Origin of the sequence: Dactylosporangium maewongense (genome assembly GCF_039531485.1) — a bacterium.
Classification (GTDB): Bacteria; Actinomycetota; Actinomycetes; order Mycobacteriales; family Micromonosporaceae; genus Dactylosporangium; species Dactylosporangium maewongense.
Genome location: NZ_BAAAQD010000014.1, coordinates 133859 through 152101, shown reverse-complemented (window position 1 = coordinate 152101; position 18243 = coordinate 133859). Strand labels below are relative to the sequence as shown.

General features: G+C 73.1%; 14 protein-coding genes. 6 read left to right on the top strand and 8 right to left on the bottom strand.

Features of this window, described 5'->3' with window-relative positions; all coding sequences use genetic code 11:
• Positions 1–52: 52 nt before the first annotated feature.
• Both ABD332_RS32535 and ABD332_RS32530 read left to right on the top strand, forming a co-directional pair.
• Positions 53–1330: a cellulase family glycosylhydrolase gene (locus ABD332_RS32535; protein ID WP_344506165.1), complete on the top strand. Its 1278-nt coding sequence runs from the start codon at positions 53–55 to the stop codon at positions 1328–1330.
• A 289-nt stretch (positions 1331–1619) separates the two neighbouring features.
• The gene (locus ABD332_RS32530) at positions 1620–3590 is read left to right on the top strand and encodes a cutinase family protein (RefSeq protein WP_344506164.1); all 1971 of its coding nucleotides are present in this window, start codon (positions 1620–1622) and stop codon (positions 3588–3590) included.
• A 131-nt stretch (positions 3591–3721) separates the two neighbouring features.
• Here ABD332_RS32530 and ABD332_RS32525 read toward each other — a convergent pair whose 3' ends face one another.
• From ABD332_RS32525 to ABD332_RS32495, 7 genes are all read right to left on the bottom strand, one after another.
• A complete protein-coding gene (locus ABD332_RS32525) occupies positions 3722–5023 on the bottom strand; it encodes a TIGR04013 family B12-binding domain/radical SAM domain-containing protein (RefSeq protein WP_344506163.1) in 1302 nt (433 codons plus the stop codon).
• 63 nt (positions 5024–5086) lie between these two features.
• A complete protein-coding gene (locus tag ABD332_RS32520) occupies positions 5087–5755 on the bottom strand; it encodes a vWA domain-containing protein (RefSeq protein WP_344506162.1) in 669 nt (222 codons plus the stop codon).
• Positions 5756–5837: 82 nt separating this feature from the next.
• On the bottom strand, positions 5838–7163 hold the full coding sequence (locus ABD332_RS32515; protein ID WP_344506161.1) for a hypothetical protein: 1326 nt from the start codon (positions 7161–7163) through the stop codon (positions 5838–5840).
• On the bottom strand, positions 7160–8506 hold the full coding sequence (locus ABD332_RS32510; RefSeq protein WP_344506160.1) for a protein phosphatase 2C domain-containing protein: 1347 nt from the start codon (positions 8504–8506) through the stop codon (positions 7160–7162). The genes ABD332_RS32515 and ABD332_RS32510 overlap by 4 nt, the downstream gene beginning before the upstream one ends.
• Positions 8507–8570: 64 nt before the next feature.
• Complete coding sequence (locus ABD332_RS32505; RefSeq protein ID WP_344506159.1) at positions 8571–9701, bottom strand: SPFH domain-containing protein; 1131 nt, start codon at positions 9699–9701, stop codon at positions 8571–8573.
• A gap of 487 nt (positions 9702–10188) precedes the next feature.
• Positions 10189–10584: a hypothetical protein gene (locus ABD332_RS32500; RefSeq protein WP_344506158.1), complete on the bottom strand. Its 396-nt coding sequence runs from the start codon at positions 10582–10584 to the stop codon at positions 10189–10191.
• Between the two features lie 13 nt (positions 10585–10597).
• Complete coding sequence (locus ABD332_RS32495) at positions 10598–11494, bottom strand: ParA family protein (protein WP_344506157.1); 897 nt, start codon at positions 11492–11494, stop codon at positions 10598–10600.
• A gap of 93 nt (positions 11495–11587) precedes the next feature.
• Between ABD332_RS32495 and ABD332_RS32490 the strand changes: the two genes are divergently transcribed.
• The gene (locus tag ABD332_RS32490) at positions 11588–12520 is read left to right on the top strand and encodes a sulfotransferase family protein (RefSeq protein WP_344506156.1); all 933 of its coding nucleotides are present in this window, start codon (positions 11588–11590) and stop codon (positions 12518–12520) included.
• Between the two features lie 9 nt (positions 12521–12529).
• Complete coding sequence (locus tag ABD332_RS32485) at positions 12530–13414, top strand: hypothetical protein (protein ID WP_344506155.1); 885 nt, start codon at positions 12530–12532, stop codon at positions 13412–13414.
• Between the two features lie 19 nt (positions 13415–13433).
• Here the strand turns inward: ABD332_RS32485 and ABD332_RS32480 are convergent, their stop codons facing one another.
• Positions 13434–15680, bottom strand: coding sequence for a HelD family protein (locus tag ABD332_RS32480; protein WP_344506154.1), 2247 nt, complete (start codon positions 15678–15680; stop codon positions 13434–13436).
• Positions 15681–15792: 112 nt separating this feature from the next.
• Between ABD332_RS32480 and ABD332_RS32475 the strand changes: the two genes are divergently transcribed.
• Both ABD332_RS32475 and ABD332_RS32470 read left to right on the top strand, forming a co-directional pair.
• Positions 15793–16800 carry a cellulase family glycosylhydrolase gene (locus ABD332_RS32475; RefSeq protein ID WP_344506153.1) on the top strand — a complete coding sequence of 336 codons (1008 nt, stop codon included), beginning with the start codon at positions 15793–15795 and terminating at the stop codon, positions 16798–16800.
• 12 nt (positions 16801–16812) lie between these two features.
• A complete protein-coding gene (locus tag ABD332_RS32470; protein ID WP_344506152.1) occupies positions 16813–18039 on the top strand; it encodes a PucR family transcriptional regulator in 1227 nt (408 codons plus the stop codon).
• The last annotated feature ends 204 nt before the right edge of the window (positions 18040–18243 follow it).

Below are 18243 nucleotides of genomic sequence, written 5' to 3'. Positions count from 1 at the left end.
GTCACCCTGCCCGCGGGTGTGACCCGGACCCGCCCGGGTAGCGGTTCGCCTCGTGAGAAGCCTGGTCGTGCTCGCCGTGCTCGCCGGTGCCCTGCTGACACCCGCCCGGGCCGCCCATGCCGAGGCCGAGGCCGCCCCGCGCACCGGGATCCACGTGCGCGACGGGCGGCTCGTCGAGGCCAGCGGCAGCGACCTCGTGCTGCGCGGCGTCAACCACGACTTCATGTGGTACCCGGACCGCAACAGCTCGTTCGCCGCGATCAAGGCCGCCGGCGCCAACGCGGTCCGGCTCCCGCTCGGCATCGGGCACCAGTGGCGGCGCAGCGGCACCGAGGACATCGCGAAGGTCGTCGGGCTGTGCAAGGCGAACCGGCTCATCTGCATCCTCGACGCGCACGACACGACCGGCTTCGGCCAGGACCGGAAGGCCGCGACGATGGCGCAGGCCGTCCAGTTCTGGCTCGACGTCCGCGAGGCCCTCGCCGGCTCGGAGGACCACATCATCGTCAACATCGCCAACGAGCCGTTCGGCAACGGCACGACGATGCCCTGGGTGCAGCAGACCTCCGACGCGATCCGGGCGCTGCGCGCCGCCGGCTACCGCAACGCGCTCATGGTCGACGCGCCCGGCTGGGGCCAGGACGAGTCGTTCGTGATGCGCGACAACGCGGAGAAGGTCCGCGACGCCGACCCGCAGGGCAACACGCTGTTCGACATCCACATGTACGGCGAGTTCGGCACCGCCGGGAAGGTCAACTCCTACCTGAGCTCGTTCACCGAGCGCCGCCTGCCGATCCTCATCGGCGAGTTCTCCGGCGAGCACCAGTGGGGCGACCCCGACGAGGACGCGATCATGGCCTTCGCGGAGGCCCGCGAGCTCGGCTACTTCGGCTGGTCGTGGAGCGGCAACGACAAGCAGTACAGCTACCTCGACCTGGTCGACGACTTCGACGCCGGGAAGCTCACCGCCTGGGGCCGCCGCTTCATCTCCGGCCCCAACGGGCTGACCACCGGCACCCGCGAGGCCACCGTCTACCGCAACAGCGGCGCCGCCTCCCAGCCCCGGGCACCGCAGCAGGTGCGGGTCCTGGACGTGACCAGCTCGCAGGTCGTGCTGTCCTGGAAGCCCCGGCGCTACGCGATCTACCAGGTGGTGGCGGTCGACGGCGCCGCGGAGACCCGCGTCCTCACGACCAACCGGTCGACGGTGACACTGCGCGGGCTGCGCGGCTCGACCGAGCACACGTTCGCCGTGTACTCCAGGGACCTCCTCGGCACCCGCTCGCCACGCTCCGCACTCGTCGCCGCCGTCACCACACCGGCGAGCTGACCGGCCGCCCGGCCGTTGTGTTACCGGTCTCCGGTCACCGCGCCGCGGTGACCAGTCGCTGGCCACTGCCGTGCATCAACGAGCCGCGCCGTGCCGGCGACACGGGCCGATCGGGAGAACGACACCAGGTCTGCCCGACCCGGTGACGGATCTGCGCCGGAACAGGCTCGCACGCACCGTGACGACCGATGTCCGCAGCGGGCACGCTCAATAGGCTCGTCCGGGTTCACCGAAGGTAGCGCCGATGTCACGCGCACCCGGTCTCGACCCGTCAGAGGAGTGCCCGCAGATGCACTTACCGTTGAAACCCGCCGTCTTACTCTGCGCGGCGCTCGCCGCCGTCCTGCCTGCCGTCGCCCCGGTGGGCGCGGCGCCGGCCGCCGCGCACGCCCCAGTCTGCGACGACCTCGTCGAGGTGATCGCGTTCCGCGGATCCGGCGAGGACCAGAACACCAAGGACGGCGAAGCCCACGAGTGGATGGGCCCGCGGCTCAAGGGCATCGTCGACGAGGCCCGGACGATGACCACGTCCGACGGCGTCAACCTCAACCACGCACCCGTCTGGGGCGTGCCGCTCGCCGACTACCCGGCGATCCCGCTCGAGGACTACCTCAACCTGTCGCCGCTCAGCTTCAAGGCCGAGCCCGCGAAGATGCTCGAGTCCGCCGGCAAGGGCGGCACCGCCGCCTGGAAGCACATGGTCGAGTCGCGCCGTGCCTGCCCCGGCCGCCGGTTCGTGCTGCTGGGCTACTCCCAGGGCGCGACCGCGGCCCGGATCGCGCTGAAGTACACGCCCGACTCGTGGATCGCCGGCACGTTCCTCATCGGCGACCCGGAGCTGCACCCGGGCGCCGGCTACGCGAAGGGCACCGGCGCGACCGGCGGCGGCGGTTCGCTGCTCGCCGCGTACCGGACCATGGGCGGCGACGTCGACGCGCTGCTGCCCGACCAGCTCGCCGGGCGGAAGTTCGCCACGTACAGCTTCTGCCACGTCCACGACCCGGTCTGCGACGCGCGGCTGCTGTGGAACTCCGACGAGCACACCAACTACGGCGTGGCCGCCGCGGAGCGCAGGACCCTCGCCACCGTCATCGTCGACATGTACCGCACGGCGCGGAACAACCCGCCGCCGGCGACGGAGAAGGTCGCCCTCGACGTGGTGTTCGCGATCGACACGACCGGCTCGATGACGCCGTACATCACCAACGCCCGCAGCTCCGCGGCGAGCATCGCGGACAAGCTGCGCACGTCGTCCTCCAGCTTCCAGGTGGGGCTCGCCGAGTACCGCGACCACGGCGACGAGTTCGTGGCGCGGGTCGTCACGCCGCTCACCGGCGACGCCACCGCCTTCCGGTCGGGCCTGGACAAGCTCATCGCGGCCGGCGGTGGCGACACCCCCGAGGCCGTCTACTCCGGCATGATCACCGCCGCGGGGGTCGCGTGGCGGCCCACCGCCCGCCGGGTCGTCATCGTCATCGGCGACGCCCCCGCCCACGACCCGGAGGCGGTCACCGGCTACACGAAGGACGACGTCGTCAAGGCGTTCAACGCCGCGGGCAGCTTCGCCTCCGCCAAGCTGGCGCCGTCGTCGACCGGGCCGATCCGCCTGTACGGGCTGGCCGCCGACACCACCCTGCAGGCCCAGCTGAGCGCGATCGCCACGGAGACCGGCGGAGAGGTCGCCCCGATCGGCGACCCGGCCGACGTCGCCGCGAAGATCCTCGAGTCGCTCGCCGACGCCACGTCCGCGCCGGTCGTCACGCTGGGCGTGCCGGCCGCGTTCGCCGGGGTCCCCACGACGATGACCGCGACCGACGCGAACGCCGCCGCCGGTCTCACCTACGAGTGGGACGTCGACGGCGACGGCACCGCCGACGAGACGACCACGACCGGGCAGCTGACGCACACGTACGCGAAGGCGGGCTCCTACAAGGTGACCGTGCGCGTCAAGGACGGCGAGGGCCACGAGACGGTCGCCACGGCAACCCAGACGGTGACGGCCGCCCCCGGCGTGGTGACCGTGCCGCTCGGCGGCCCGTCCGAGCCGCCGGGGAGCGCCACCCCGACCGCGCCGGCGACGACCCCGCCGGCGACGCCCTCCGGTACGCCGGCCTCACCGGTACCGGCGACGACACCGAAAGCCGAGGACCAGCTCGGACGCACGGGCTCGAACCTGATGCCCCTGCTCTACACCGGCTTCGGCCTGATCGTGGCCGGCGCGGCGCTGCTGGTGACGATCCGTCGCCGCCGCCTGCGCTAGCCGCCGCTCCACCGGCTGACCGTCGCCGCATCGCTCGCGGCGGCGGTCAGCCACAGCGCCGCGTCGTGTCAGGCGCCCGCGGTGCCGTCGGTGGCCCGCCGACAACCGGGGTGCCCCGGTCCTGGCCGGGCTCACCCGCGGGGCTCCTCCGCGAGCGGGAGCAGGGTGCGGCTGCGGCCGGGGCGCGGGTACTCGACCGCCGCGGCGGCGAGCCGGGTGGCGTGCTCGCGCTGCTTCTGCCAGTGCCCGTACAGCGCCCCCTGCTGCGCGAGCCGCGACACGGCGCGGATCGTCTCGGGGTCGACGTCCCCGGGCGGCGCGTCCCGCCACGGCGTGCCCGGCAGCGGCATGAACACGTGCGAGTGGATCCTGGCGCCGAGCCCCGCCAGCTCCTGCGCCAGCCGCAGCGACGCCTCCGCGTCCGCCGGGTCCTCCCCCGGCATGCCGAAGATCATGTCGACGTTGATCCGGAACCCTTCGGCGATGCCGATCCGCACCGCCCGCCGCACCGACTCGACGTCGTGCCCCCGTTTCGCGGCCGCCAGGACGCGCTCCGACCCCGACTGCGCCCCGACGATGAGGTTGTCGTTGGCGCAGTACCGCTTGACGAGCCGCAACGCCTCGACGGTCATGTGCTCGGGCCGGATCTCGCTCGGGAACGACCCGAAGAACACCCGCCCGTCCGGGCCGATCCCTTCCTTGCAGCTCGCGAGGAGCTCCTCCACCGCCGCGAGGTCCGGCTCCTCCCCGTCGGTCCCGTAGGACAGCGACGTCGGCGTGATGAACCGCACGTCCCGCTTCCCGAGCTCCCGCATCCGGTCCACGTGCCACCGCACGTTCTCCACGCTGCGGTGCCGGAACCGCGCCGAGAACATGAACGGCGTCTGGCAGAACCGGCAGGCGTAGATGCAGCCCCTGGTGATCTCGATCGGGTTCATCCGCTTGTACGACAGGGGGAACGCCCGATAGGTCCCCAGCGGCTCCTTGTGCGCCTTCCCGTTGCGCCGCACCGCGCCGGTGCCGTCCCGGTGGACCAGCCCCGCGATGCCCTCCGGCTCGCCGCCGCTGTCGACGAGGTCGAGGAACGTCCGCTCCCCCTCCCCCACCGCCGCGACGTCCCACCCGGCGTCGAGCGTCTGCACGGGCTCCGCGGTCGCGTGCACCCCGCCGGCGACGTGCACCGCCCCGGGCGCCTGCTCCTTGATCGTCGCCAGCTCCTCGGCGAGGGCGGCGGCGTCCGGCGAGTAGAACGACCACAGCACCAGCTTGCGCCCCGGCCGGTCGTTGATCGCCTCGATGGTGGCCCGCGCCGACTCCGCGAACACCACCTCGTACCGCGTCTGCGTGACGTGCTCTTCGAGCGCCGCCAGCAGCGTGTGGAACCCGTAGGTCACCGCCTTGCGGTACCGCAGAATCAGGACCAGGTCGCTCACACGGTGCAGTGTAGGCAGCCCGCAGCGGGGCGCCGCCGCGTGCCGTGCCGCTCGTGCCCTCGGTCAGTCGACGAACTCGATCGGCACGCGCGTGTACCCGGGGACGTCGTCCGGGATGCGGAACTCCTGGGCGCTCGCCGAGGCCACGAGGGTGTTGAGCAGGCTGGTGAGCATCGAGACGATCGCCTCCTTCTCCTTGTCCACGTCGGTGGCGAGGTAGGCGGCCTTCGTGGCGATCTTCCCGAGCACCGTCGCGTTGGCGGTGCCGAAGCCGTAGGAGATGATGTGCGGCCTGCGGCGCCACGAGGCGTCGGTGAGCGCGTTGAACTGGGTGGCCCAGTCCTTGTCCATCGGCTCGCCGTCGGTGAGGATGAACACCGCCGGCCGGAGCACGGCGCGGCGGCCGTCGTGCGTCAGCCCGCTGATGTCAGCGTCGATGCGCTGCTTGACCAGCTGGAACATCTTGCCGTAGTTGGTCGTGCCCTGGCACGTGATGGTGGGCAGGTTCTCGACCGTCTCGATGTCCGACAGCTCCAGCACGACGTGCGCGTCCGTGTTGAAGGTGATGATGGAGACGTGTGCGAACTCGGCGACGCGCGGGCTGTTGCCGACCACGTCGAACACGTGGTCGACCGTGTCGTTGAGCAGACTCTCGTGCGATTTCATCGATGACGAGGTGTCGATGACCAGATAGGTCGGCAGGCACTTCGACTTCAGTGCTGGCGCGTTCACGGCGCTCGATCCCTTCGGTTGTCGGACGTACCACGGTCACCCGGCTCGCTCGTGTACTGACGGACGGCTGGCACGCACGCGCTCAGAGCGACGACAGCAGGGCGTAACCGCCGCAGAACAGCGCCACCGCGATGGCGATGAGGATGGCGATCGCGATGAACCCCAGGACCGGGTTCCCGCCGGCGGACGACGAACGCGTCGCCCTGGCGCTGACCCGCGGCGGCGGCCGGCGGATGTTCCCAGTGCCGCCGGCCGGCCGGGTCGGCGAGGTGCGCGCCGGGTTCCTTCCGGCCGGTCCGGGCACGATCGAAGGGGTGGCCCGGGTGCCCTGGGTGCCCTGGCTGCCAGCGGGCGTCCGCCGCGGCTGCGTGGGCATTGGCCGGATCGAGCCCGTGACCGTCGCCCGGCCGGTGGCGGTGACGGGCCCACTGGTCAGGGTGGGCGGGCCCGGCTGGATCGTCTGGGTGGGGGTGACCGGCGCACCGGCTCGGGTGGGCGGGCCCGTCCGCTGCCGTGGCCGCCAGTCGATGACGCCGGACGGGTCGACCGTGCCGAACGCCTGCAGGAGCTGCCGGAGGCTCGGCCGGCCCTGCCTGGTCGGGGCCGTCAGCATCCGCAGCAGGGTGTCCGGGACGTCGCCACCCGAGCCGGAGAGCGCGGCCGTGACCTCGGGCACCTCGCGCTTCGCGGTGAGCACCCGGGCGATCAGCAGCGCGACCCGGTACCGGTCGACGTACGTGTCGACCTGCTGCGGCATCGGTGTGAGCGGGTCCTCGAAGTTGGCCGTGTTGACGTGCGGGCGCGGCCCGTAGGAGCTGCCGTCGATGTCGATGAGGTACACGGTGTGCCTGGTGGGGTGCCAGAACGCGTTGGCGTAGGACCAGTCCGCGTAGACGATGCCGCAGCGCTCGAAGAGCCCGGCGAGCTGGGCCAGCATGACGCAGAACTGGGTCCGGTCGGGCGCGGACTGCTCCGGCACCCCGCGCTTGACGAGGTAGTCGTTCGGCTTGGCGAGCCAGTCGATCGGGAGCCGCTCGCGCCGGATCGACGCCGTCTTGGAGTTCGTCGACTTCCAGGAGACCAGCAGGTCGTCGGGGGCCTCCGGCATGACGACGCCGACGGTGCGGTCGCCGTCGGTGACCCGGCTGACCGGCCAGGCGGTCGACTGCGCCACGAGCGTGCGGTCCGTGGCGTCCGGCAGGGCCGCGGGCTGGGCGATCAGGCGGTCCATGGCCGCGATGTCCAGGGCCGCCGCCGCGTCCCAGGTGTACCGCTTGAACAGCAGCCCCGGGCGCGCCGGGATGCGCCAGACGCCCTCGCTCTGCCCGCCGCCCTGGAACTGGGGCGGGCCGTCGAACCTGCCGAGCACGGGGATCTGCACCACGGCCGGCAGGTGCATCACGCTCATGGCCGTGCCGCTTCCGGGCCGCCGGGCGCGTGCGGCCAGACCACCACCGCGGTGCGGTCGTCGAGCAGGCCCTTGGCCTGGAAGTCGACGTCGAGCATGAACGACGCGAGCGGCGGCGGATCCCGCCACCGGTCGGCGAACCAGTGCTCGGCGCCGTCGACCTGGCTGAACGCGTCGGCGACGCCGTCGGAGAGCAGCGCGACCGCCACCGCCTCGTTCAGGTCGAACAGGATCGCCCGGGCGGCCTGCGGGTAGTGCGGCAGGAACGCGCTGAGCACGCTGCCGTCGAACTGTTCCTTCGCCTCGCCGGTCAGGCACTGCCAGCGCTGCCGCCGCAGCATCCACAGGTGGGTGTCGGCCAGCTGCCCGGCCCAGGCGATGCGCCGTACGCCGGTGGAGCGCGTCGGCAGCACGGCCAGGGCGAGGGTGGTCCGGACGTGTGCGGGGTCGAGTCCCCGCTCGCGGGCGGCCGCGGCGATGTTGCCGGCGACCTCGGCGAAGATCCGCTCGACCGACAGGCGGTCGGGCGGCACCCCCTGGTCCAGCTCCCGGCGCAGCAGCCCGACGGCGGTGCCGACCGCGACCGACGCCCCGAGCTCCGCGCGCGAGCTGTCCGACATGCCGTCGGCGACCGCGATGATGAGGTGGTCGCCGGTGGCGTCCTGGGCGACCCGGTAGGCGTCCTGCCTCGGCTTCGCGGGGCGTTCGCACCGGTGTCCCGCGCCGACCACGGACGCCGCGCGGATCCGCAGGTCGCCCACGCGCGCCTGGTCGGCCGCGACGCCGGGCGGCGACGCCGGCTCCTGCGGCAGCAGCCACGCCATCTGCGAGGCCCGTGACACGGGGGCGAACCGGGGCGGCACGGCGTGCGCCGGCACCAGGTCGCTGTGCGCGGGGCTGCCGGCGTGGGGATCCTGCACCGGTTCGGGCCGGCCCTGACGTGGCGGGGGCGGCGCCTGGTCGGTGCCGTTCCTGCCGCGCTCCGCGGGCGGCCGGCCGTCCCTGTGGTCGTGGCCCGGCGACGGGTACCGGCGCTCGAACTCCCGGTCGATCGGCGGCGGGACCGGCGCCGGCGGGCCGTCGTCGGCGCCGTCCGGGCCCGTGACGCGGCCGCCGGCGCGCTCCCGGCCGCCGCGCTGGGCCGAGCGGGCGTGCTCCCGCCACCCCCGGCGGGCTTCGCCCTGGTGCATGTCCCGGCGCGTGCCGTCCTGGCGTGTGCCGTCCTGACGCGCGGTGTCCCGGTCGTCCGGTTCTGAGGCACCGGTGGCGCCGGTGGCGGTTCCCTGGCCGCGCAGCACGCTCGAGATGCCGTGGCGCAGCCGCGTCAATATCTGCATGGACATCGATCTCTTCTCGTTCGCCAGGGTGCCCACCGCGATGGGCACGAACACCGGGTAGGGACGGCGGTCAGTTGCTGGTCGGCCCGGACTGGGCCGGCCTGCGCTTCCGCCAACCGGCGACACCGGTCGGGTCGGCCGGCGGGTCGGCCGGCGGGGCGGCCTGATGCGGGCCGGGCGCCGCGGTCGCGTTCCGAGGCTCGGGTGGCGATTGCGGTGTCGAGCGCGGCGCGGCCGGCGGGGCGGCCTGGTGCGGACCGGACGGCGCGTCCGGGGCGGCGGCCGGCGGACCGGCGACCGGCCCGCTGAGCCTCGCGTTCACCGGCGGCGGCCCGCCGGTCGCCATGTTCCGGGTGTTGCGGAGCAGCTGGTCGCGGATCTCCTCGATGTCCATGTTCTGGATCAGGCCGGCGTCGAGCATCCTGCGGAACATCTCGTCGGAGCTGCGGAACACCGCGTCCTGCCGCTGCTCGAGCTCCTGCTGCCGGGCGTGCATCAGCCGCAGCACCTGGAGAGTCTGGTCGGGGTGGTGCCGCAGGTGGGCGGCGAGCGACCCGAACTCCCCCCGCACCCCGGCAGCCACCGCGCGCATGCGCTCGCGCTCCAGCTCCTGCTCCGGCTGGAGGGGCGCGGCGTCGAGGGCATGCCCGCGGGCGGCGTCGTCGCGCGTGACGTGCGCGGAGACGTGGTCGATCGTCAGGCCGTAGCCGAAGATGCGGACCGGCGGGTCGTAGAGTTCGTTGATCTCCTGTTCGACCTGGTCGCAGTCGGTGATCTCGTACTTTCTGCCGACCTTGCGCATGGCGTCCATGACGCGCCGGACGACGACCTGCTCGCCGTCGCGGACCCCCTCGCGCACGACCTTGACCGGGTCGGTGACCTGCCAGCCGATGTCGACCTTCGCCGCGAAGAAGGAGCTGTCGCTCTTCGCCGGCAGCGGGTCCCGCCCGGTGGAGACGGTGCACTCGTGGTGGGAGATGTCGACCTCGTACATGGTCTTGTACCGGCCGGACATCGCCTCGCCGAAGGTCAGCAGCCGGCCGAGGTCCTCCAGCTTGCCTTCCTGGGTCGAGTACACCGCGGTCACGCCGGCTCTGAGGATCGGCCTGGCGAGCAGCTGCACCCTGGCGACCGGCTGCTCGCTCAGGATCAGCGAGCGGGGCTGCGCCGGGTGGCCCTGTCGAGGGTCCTGTCGAGGCATCGGGTACATCACCGGTCTCCAACCTTCAGGTGACGGCGGCCAGAACGGCCTGCGGATGCCGGCCGCCTACGGACGTCAGGCGATCCCGCCCGCGGTGACCCGCCCCTCCGGAACACCTGGCCGGCGCCGAGCTCGCGGCCGGGCCGCCCGACGACGAGCGGCGCCACGCGATGACTGATGCATACGCCTGCCATTGAGCGCCCTCCGGAGGATTCCGGTCATGCCGACGACCGCGGCGGGCCGGGCGGCCGCGGCGTGACGCACACGGTGCCCATCGGCATCCTCCGGTCGGTCGCCTGTCGCGGTCCTCCCCCATCTGACGGACAGCGGCGCAGGCGGGCACGACCGGCCCTCAGGTCCTCAGGTCCGGCCGCGACCGGCCCGCTCACCCGGTCGGAGCGCGCAGAGGAGCGAGCCGGCGTCGCTCACCGCTCCGTGCCGGAGTCCGCCGGCAGGCGCGAGGAGGCGACCGGCCCGATGCGAATGGTCAGCGGCCGGCCAGGCGGTCGATGGCCGAGGCGTCCAGGCGCCGGCCGACGACGGAGTCCACGATTCTCGTGGTGATGTCGGACTTCGTGGACTTGCCGGGGAGGGCGACGCCGAGGACCTTGGCCAGTTCGCGGAGCTGGGCCACCGTGAGGCGTTCGTCGTTGAGGTACTGCACGGCCGCGGCGCGGGTGCCGATCTCCGACAGCATGGTCTCGATCTCGGCGACGGGGCGGGACAGGGGCCTCGACGCGGTGGCGGGAGCGCCGGCCTTCGACACCAGGGTGAGCTTCGCCGCGCCGGAGGCGAGGTCCGCCAGCTGCGCGGCCGGCAGGGACTTCACGAACGCCGCGACCTTGAGCAGGACGTCGTGGGCGAGGTCGGCGGGGTCGGTCATCGCGGAAGGCTCCTCAGATCCGGGTGCGCGCCAGGAACTCGCTCGTCAGCTGCTGGAACTCGTATCGTAGGGTCTCGATCGAGGTGGTGCCGGGCGGGGCGAGCACGACGGGGAGGCTGCGCTCGCCGGCGTCGGTGACGGCCGTCTTGTTGTCGCGGATGGTCTGGCGGAAGACGGGGATCTCGATGCGGGAGGTCTCGTTGACCGAGGTGCGCTGCGAGATGAGCGGGCCCGCGCCGGTGTACTGGACCATCGTGTAGACGACGCCGATGATCTCCGGGTTGATCGGGTGGGGCGCGGCGGCGTTGTACTCCTCGACCAGCCGGGACATGCGGGCCCGCAGGTAGTCGATGCCGCGGGTCGACAGGTAGTCGGGACGGGCCGGGACCACGACGTGGTCGCTGGCGACCATGGCGGTGCGGGTGACCATGTTGAAGTTGGGTGCGCAGTCGATGAGGATCGAGTCGTACCCGTCGAAGGCGTGGTCGGTGAGGGCGTCGGCGAGCAGCCGGTGCACCGGCAGGTAGCGGGGGCTGCCGGCCCGCAGGCGGGCACCGCCGAGCGCCGCGGCTAGGTCGAGGTCGACCTCGATGAGCCCGAGGTCACCGGCGAGCAGGTCCAGCCGGCCACCCAGGGGCTGCACCACGGCGTTGATCTCGCGCGGGCTCACCACGTACTTGTGCAGCGGCTCGGCGGCGCGGGTGGCCAGGTAACCGGCGAACCATGGCAGGATCGTGGGCCGCGACTCGAACTCGGCGGGCCGGTAGAAGGAGAACGTGAGGCTCGCCTGCGGATCGAGGTCGATGAGCAGCACCGTGCGCCCGCGGGCGGCGAGCTCGGCGCCGATGTTGGCCGTCAGTGTGGTCTTGCCGACCCCGCCCTTGTAGTTGATGACAGAGACCACGCTCATCACCGCAGCATGCCATCGGCGGACTCCGTTGTCGTCCCCCGCCCGTGGCAGTTAGGCTATCTTTCCTATCGACAAGATAGGTAGGAGGCTGTGATGGCGTTGCCGGACTTCCTGGTCGCCGGGGTGCCGAAGGCGGGCACCTCGGCGTTGCACGCGGCACTCGTACGACACCCGCAGCTCTTCCTCCCAGAGGTCAAGGAGCCCAAGTTCTTCCTGTCCGACGGCCCGCCACCCACGACCGGCGGGCCCGGCGACCGGCAGACCTACCAGGAGCACGTGTGGCGCCGGGCGGACTACGAGGCGCTGTTCGACCCCGCACCGGCAGGGGCGCTGCGGGGCGAGGCGACGCCGTTCTACCTGTACGACCTGGCGGCGCACGAACGCATCGCGAAGCTCGTCCCGGACGCGAAGCTCGTCCTGGTGCTCCGCGACCCGGTCGACCGCGCCCACTCCAACTGGTCCCACCTGTGGGGCGCCGGCCTGGAGTCCGAGGCGGACTTCCTGCGGGCGGTCGAGCTGGAGGAGGCCAGGAAGGCGGCCGGCTGGGCGGACTTCTGGCACTACACGGCCCTCGGCCGGTACGGCAGCCAGCTGCGCCACCTGCTGCGCTTCTTCCCTCGTGAGCGGCTCCTGCTGCTGCGCTACAAGGACCTCCGCGACGACCCCGCGGCCACCGTCGACCGGGTCTGCGCGTTCCTGGGCGTCAGCACCGGGCACGTGGCGCAGATCCCGCCGGAGAACGTGCGCCGGTACGTCGCCGACACGCGGGTCAACGCCGGCCTGCGCCTCCTGCTGCGCAACGGTGGGAGGATCGGGCATCGGTTCCCCGTGCCGGTGCGCCGGGCGTTCAGCACACCGCTGCTCGCGCTCCTGCACCGCCAGCACGGCCGGCGGCCGAAGGTCACCGCCGAGCAGCGTGCCGCGCTGCTGCCCCGGTTCGTCGAGGAGATCGAGCTGCTGCAGGAGGTCTCCGGCGAGTCGTACGCCGACTGGCTGAGCCTCGAGCACGCCAGCAACTACCGCTAGGAGCCTTCGTTGCCCGCACTGCCCCGCCTGACAGGTTCCGACGTCGTCGTCGCCCCACCCGCCGGCGGGCCCGGCAACTGGGCCGGCGGCCCGAGCGCGATCATGCTCGATTCGTCGGTGTTCCTGGCGTACCGGTTGCGCCGCCCGATCGGCTCGGGCCGCGGGTACGCGAACGTCGTGGCCCGCTCGTCGGACGGCGTGCACTTCACCACGGTCGCCGAGGTCACCAGGGAACGCTTCGGCGGCGCCTCCTTGGAGCGCCCCGCCCTGGTCGTCACCCCCGAGGGCCGCTGGCGCCTGTACGTCAGCGTCGCCACCCCCGGCACCAAGCACTGGCGGGTCGACCTCCTGGAGGCCGACGAGCCGGGGAAGCTCGGCGACGCCCCCGCCCTGACCGTCCTGCCCGGCTCCGCCGAGATCGGCGTCAAGGACCCCGTCCTGCACTTCGACGGCCTCCGCTGGCACCTCTGGGCCTCCGTCCACCCCCTGGAAACCCCCGAACACGCCGACCGCATGTCCACCTGGTACGCCACCAGCCCCGACGGCGTCGACTGGGCCTGGCAGGGCGTCGCCCTCGCCCCTCGGCCCGGCCACTGGGACGCCCGCGGTGTCCGCCTCTCCGCCGTCTCGGTCCACGAGGGGACGCTGACCGCCACGTACGACGGCCGCGCCACCGCCGGGGAGAACTGGGAGGAGCGCACCGGCACCGCCACCGGCGCCCTGGGCCCGGACGGCCTGTTCGGCCCGCTGACCGCCGCGCCCGCCGCCCCCTGCGGCTCCCCCCACCCGCCGCACGGCCTGCGCTACCTGACCACCGTCCCGGGCCGCCTGTACTACGAGGTCACCCGCCCCGACGGCGCCCACGAGCTGCGCACCGAACCCACCCCGGACTGACCCCGGGCGGGCCGGCGGGTCAGTCGCGGCGGTGGCGGCCGGTGGGGCGGGGGCGGTCGGCGCGGGTGTCGAGGAGGGCGGCGGTGCGGTGGAGGACCTCGTCCCACATGGACGTGGGGGTGTTGCCGGTGATGAGGGTGGCCAGGTCCTCGGCGAGGCGGTCCAGCTGGGTCATGTCGACGGTCGGGTCGGGGTCGGGTTCGATGACGGCGCGCTGGCGGGGGATGCGGGCGGTGACGTCGGGGCCGGGTTCGACGGGGAGGGGGTCGCCGGAGCAGACGATGTCGAGGTAGCGGATCGTGCGGGTGAGGGCGACGAACAGCAGCCGGTGGCCGCGGTCGTCCTCGGCGACGATCTCCTCCGGTTCGACGACGATGACGGCGTCGAACTCCAGGCCCTTGGCCTCCTGGGGGCTGACGAGGTTGATCGGGTGGTCCAGCTCGCCCTGGTCGGCGCGGCCCCACTGCAGGTCGTTGGCGTGCAGGGCGAACTCGAGCTCGGACCGGCAGGCGGCGGGGCAGACGATGCCGACGAAGCGGCCGCCGAGGGCGTGGTCCTTGGCGACGAGGGCGGCGCGGCCCGCGCGTTCGGCGGGCTCGACGACGTGGATGCCGGGGTCGGCGGGGCCTTCGCGGACGGCGCGGGTCGGCTCGATGTCGGGGGCGGCGACCGGTAGCAGCTCGGCGGCGAGCTCGTAGACCTGGCGCGGGACCCGGTAGCCGTACCGCAGCCCGACGACGACCTGGGGCAGCACCGCGGGCAGGTGTTCGGTGACCTCCTCCCAGTGGTCGCGGGCCCAGGCGCCGGTGGACTGGGCGAGGTCGCCGACGACGGTGAGGGAGCCGGTCGGGCAGCGGCGGGCGACGGCGCGCAGCTGCATCGGGGAGAGGTCCTGCGCCTCGTCGACGACGACGTGGCGGTACCGCCGCTGCACGCCGTTGAGGAGATCCTCCAGCTCGTCGAGCAGCGGCAGGTCGGCGTTGCTCCAGATCTGTTCGGAGAGCTTGTCGGCGCCGCGGCGGTGCAGCAGCGCCACCTCGTCGGCGGTGAACTCGTCGCCGGCGGCGCCCGCGAGCCTGGCCCGGGAGCCGAGGAGGGCGCGCAGGAACGCGGCGGCGCTCTGCAGGGGCCAGAGGCGTTCGAGGAGGTTCTCGACCGGGCCGAGGCGCTCGGGGTCGGTGGGGCCGCCGCGGGCGCGGACGAGGTCGGCGAGCTGCGCCCTGAGTCGTTGGCGCCGTTGCGCGTACGGGCCCCCGGCCTGCCGTGCGGACGCGACGGCGGCGGCGACCTCGACGCCGGAGAGGGTGAGGAACGTGCCGTCGAAGAGCATCCGCTCCGCGGGCTCGGGGGTGCCGACCCGGTTCTCCAGGGCCCGCGCGAGCAGCCGGGCCATCCTCGCCTCACCCTTGATCCGCCGGGTCTGCGCGGGCTCCGGGCGTCCACGTTGTACGGGCGGCGCCAGCTGGTCGATGTCGAGCTGCACCACGTCGGCGTCGCCGAGGCTCGGCAGGACGGTGCGGATGTAGCGGGTGAAGGCGGGGTGCGGGCCGACGACGAGCACGTCCTGGGGGCGCAGGCGGTCGCGGTGGTTGTACAGCAGCCACGACACGCGGTGCAGCGCGACGGCGGTCTTGCCGGTGCCCGGGCCACCCTCGATGACGAGCAGCTGGTCCAGGGGTGAGCGGATCAGCCGCGACTGGGCGCCCTGGATGGTGGCGACGATGTCGGTCATCGTGCCGGTGCGGCCCCGGTCGAGCTCGGCCAGCAGCGCGTCGTCGGGGCCCGCCTCCGCGAGGGCGGCGACGGCCGTCGCGAGCTGGGCGAAGACGACGTCGTCGAAGTCGCGGATCCGGTTGCCGTCGCAGTGGAACGTGCGCTTGCGCCGCAGGCCGCGCGGGTCCTCGTGGGTCGACTCGTAGTACAGGGCGCCGATCGGGGTCTGCCAGTTGACGACGAGCACCTGCCGCTGGTCGTCGAAGACGGTCTCGCGGCCGATGTAGAACGTGTCGTCGACGCCTGAGCGGCCGGGCGGGTCGGCGGGCAGGCAGTCGATCCGGCCGAACGCGACCTGCTCCTCCGGTGGGGCGATGGCCTCCTTTCGGCTGCGGCGGAAGACCGCGAGCCGGCGGCCGGCGCCCGCGTTGGCGGCCGCGTCGGGGACCTCGCCGAGCTCCGCCCGGGCGCGTTCGCGGTGCTTGCGGGCGAGGTCGAAGTGCTGCTGCTCCAGGGCGATCTCGGTGGCCAGCTCAGCCGGCTTGGACTCCACGGCCCGCCTCTCGCACGATCTTGACCACGCTACGTGATCTCCAGGTTACCCGCCGACAAGGACCTCGGTCGATCCCCCGTTTCGTGCGCAGATCGGCGGGTAGCGCCCGGCCGTGCTGATCAGAGCGGCGTTCCTCGCCCTGCTGCTGTCGTTGCTCGGGGCCGCATACGTCTCGGTGGAGCCCGCCTACGGCGCCAGCGGCATCAAGGCCGAACGCGGGCATCTCGTCGAGGCGAACGGGGAACGGCTCGTGCTGCGCGGGGTGAACCACGGGTACTACTTCGGCAAGGGGCCGAAGTCGGTGTTCGCCGACATCAAGGCGGCCGGGGCCAACTCGGTGCGGGTCGCGCTGTCCAGCGGCACCGGGTTCCCCGCGACCACCCCCGCCGAGGTCGCCGGGATCATCGGGCAGTGCCGGGCGAACCGGCTGATCTGCGTGCTCGACGTGCACGACACGATGGGGTACGGCACGGAGCCCGGCGCGGCGACCATCGCCCAGGCCGTCGACTACTGGCTGACGCTGCGCAAGGTGCTGCTGCGGCAGGAGTCGTACGTCATCATCAACGTCGCCAACGAGCCCTCCGGCCACGCGGTGAACATGGACTGGATCGGCGACACGAAACGGGCGATCGAGCGGCTGCGCGGCGCCGGCCTGCTGCACGCGATCATGGTCGACGCGCCGAACTGGGGCAACGACTCGTTCCACGTCATGTACGACCACGCGGCGGAGGTGTTCGCCGCCGACCCGGAGCACAACACCATCTTCGACGTGCACATGTACGGGCCGTTCAACACCCCGGACAAGGTCTCCGGCTACCTCGACACGTTCGTGCGGCAGCGGCTGCCGATCGTCGTCGGGGAGTTCTCCTCGATGCACCAGTACGGCGACCCGGACGAGGACGCGATCATGGCGTACTGCCAGCAACACGACCTCGGGTACCTCGGCTGGGCGTGGAGCGGCAACAGCGCCGAGTACCACTACCTGGACCTGGTCGACGCGTTCAGCCCGGCCCGCAGGACCGCCTGGGGCAGGCGCCTCATCGACGGCCCGGACGGCCTGCGGCAGACCTCCCGGGAGGCCGGGATCTACGGCGGCTTCTGGTTGGCGGCCAGACGATGAAAAGCTGTGCGGGTGACGAACCAGGAGCCGCCGGCAGGGCGTGACACCCGCCGAAGCCTCGAGGCGAGCGTGCGCTCGATCGAGCGGGCCGCCGGCGCCCTCGCGACCGCGAGCGTGGCGCGGATGGACGAGACGCTGCCCTGGTTCCGGGACCTCCCCGCCGACCAGCGGGCGTGGGTGATGCTGGTCGCGCAGGCCGGCGTCCGGTCCCTGGTCGACTGGCTGCGCAACCGGCAGGAGGGCGCGACGCTGCCGCCCGACAGCTCCGACGAGTTCTTCGACGCCGCCCCGCGCGCCCTGGCCCGCTCGATCAACCTCGGCCAGACCGTCCAGCTGATCCGGGTCACGATCGAGGTCGTCGAGGAGCAGCTGCCGCTCCTGGCCGCCGAGGGCGAGGAGGCCGGGATCCGCGAGGCGGTGCTGCACTACAGCCGGGAGGTCGCGTTCGGCGCCGCCCGGGTGTACGCGCGGGCGGCGGAGACCCGCGGCGCCTGGGACGCGCGGCTGCAGGCGCTGCTCGTCGACGCGCTGCTGCGCGGCGACTCCTCCGACGTCCTCGCCAGCCGGGCGGCGGCACTCGGCTGGGCGGACGCGCCGCCGGTCGCGGTCGCGGTCGGCCGGTCCCCCGGCGGGGAGGCGACCGCGGTGCTGCACACCGTCTACCGCGCGGCCCGCCGCATCGGGGTCGAGATCCTCGGCGGCGTGCACGGCGACCGCCTCGTCGTGGTCCTCGGCGGCGCACCCGACCCGATCGCGGCGACCGAGCGGCTCCTCGTCGGGTTCGGCGAAGGCCCGGTCGTGGTGGGGCCGGCGGTGCCGTCGCTGGACGAGGCGACCGAGTCTGCCAGGGCCGCCCTGGCGGGGTTCCGGGCCGCGCCCGCGTGGCCGGCCGCGCCCCGCCCCGTCGCCGCCGCGGACCTGCTGCCGGAGCGGGCCCTCGCCGGCGACGCGGAGGCGCGGCGGATCCTGCGGCAGGACATCTACGGCGCGCTCGTGCGGGCCGGCGGCGAGCTGCTGGAGACCCTGGACGCGTTCTACGCCGGCGGCGGCGTCCTCGAAAGCGCCGCGCGCGGGCTGTTCGTGCACCCGAACACGGTCCGGTACCGGCTGCGCCGCATCGGCGAGGTCACCGGGTTCGTCCCGCTGGTGCCACGTGACGCGTTCGCCCTGCGGATCGCGCTGACGATCGGCAGACTGGATCCGTTCGCACCCGCACCCTCGAGTCCGCCGTCCCAGTGATGCACCGGCAGCTGTGACGCAGTCGCGTGACGCATGTCGCAGCGCCACGTGACGCACATCGCAGGACAGGTGAACAGAGCGTTGCGGTGGGTGACGGCGTGGATCTGTTGGGGCAACACCACGCAAACTCTTGTAGGGTTCCTACAAACGACCTGGTTCACTTTGGTGCGTCGCGCTACCCGCGCGATTGACGGAAATCCGGAA

Coding starts and splice junctions, on each gene's coding strand:
- ABD332_RS32515 (WP_344506161.1), bottom strand. CDS start 7,163: ATGAGCGTGATGCACCTGCCGGCCGTGGTGCAGATCCCCGTGCTCGGC.
- ABD332_RS32510 (WP_344506160.1), bottom strand. CDS start 8,506: ATGTCCATGCAGATATTGACGCGGCTGCGCCACGGCATCTCGAGCGTG.
- ABD332_RS32490 (WP_344506156.1), top strand. CDS start 11,588: ATGGCGTTGCCGGACTTCCTGGTCGCCGGGGTGCCGAAGGCGGGCACC.
- ABD332_RS32500 (WP_344506158.1), bottom strand. CDS start 10,584: ATGACCGACCCCGCCGACCTCGCCCACGACGTCCTGCTCAAGGTCGCG.
- ABD332_RS32495 (WP_344506157.1), bottom strand. CDS start 11,494: ATGAGCGTGGTCTCTGTCATCAACTACAAGGGCGGGGTCGGCAAGACC.
- ABD332_RS32505 (WP_344506159.1), bottom strand. CDS start 9,701: ATGCCTCGACAGGACCCTCGACAGGGCCACCCGGCGCAGCCCCGCTCG.
- ABD332_RS32530 (WP_344506164.1), top strand. CDS start 1,620: ATGCACTTACCGTTGAAACCCGCCGTCTTACTCTGCGCGGCGCTCGCC.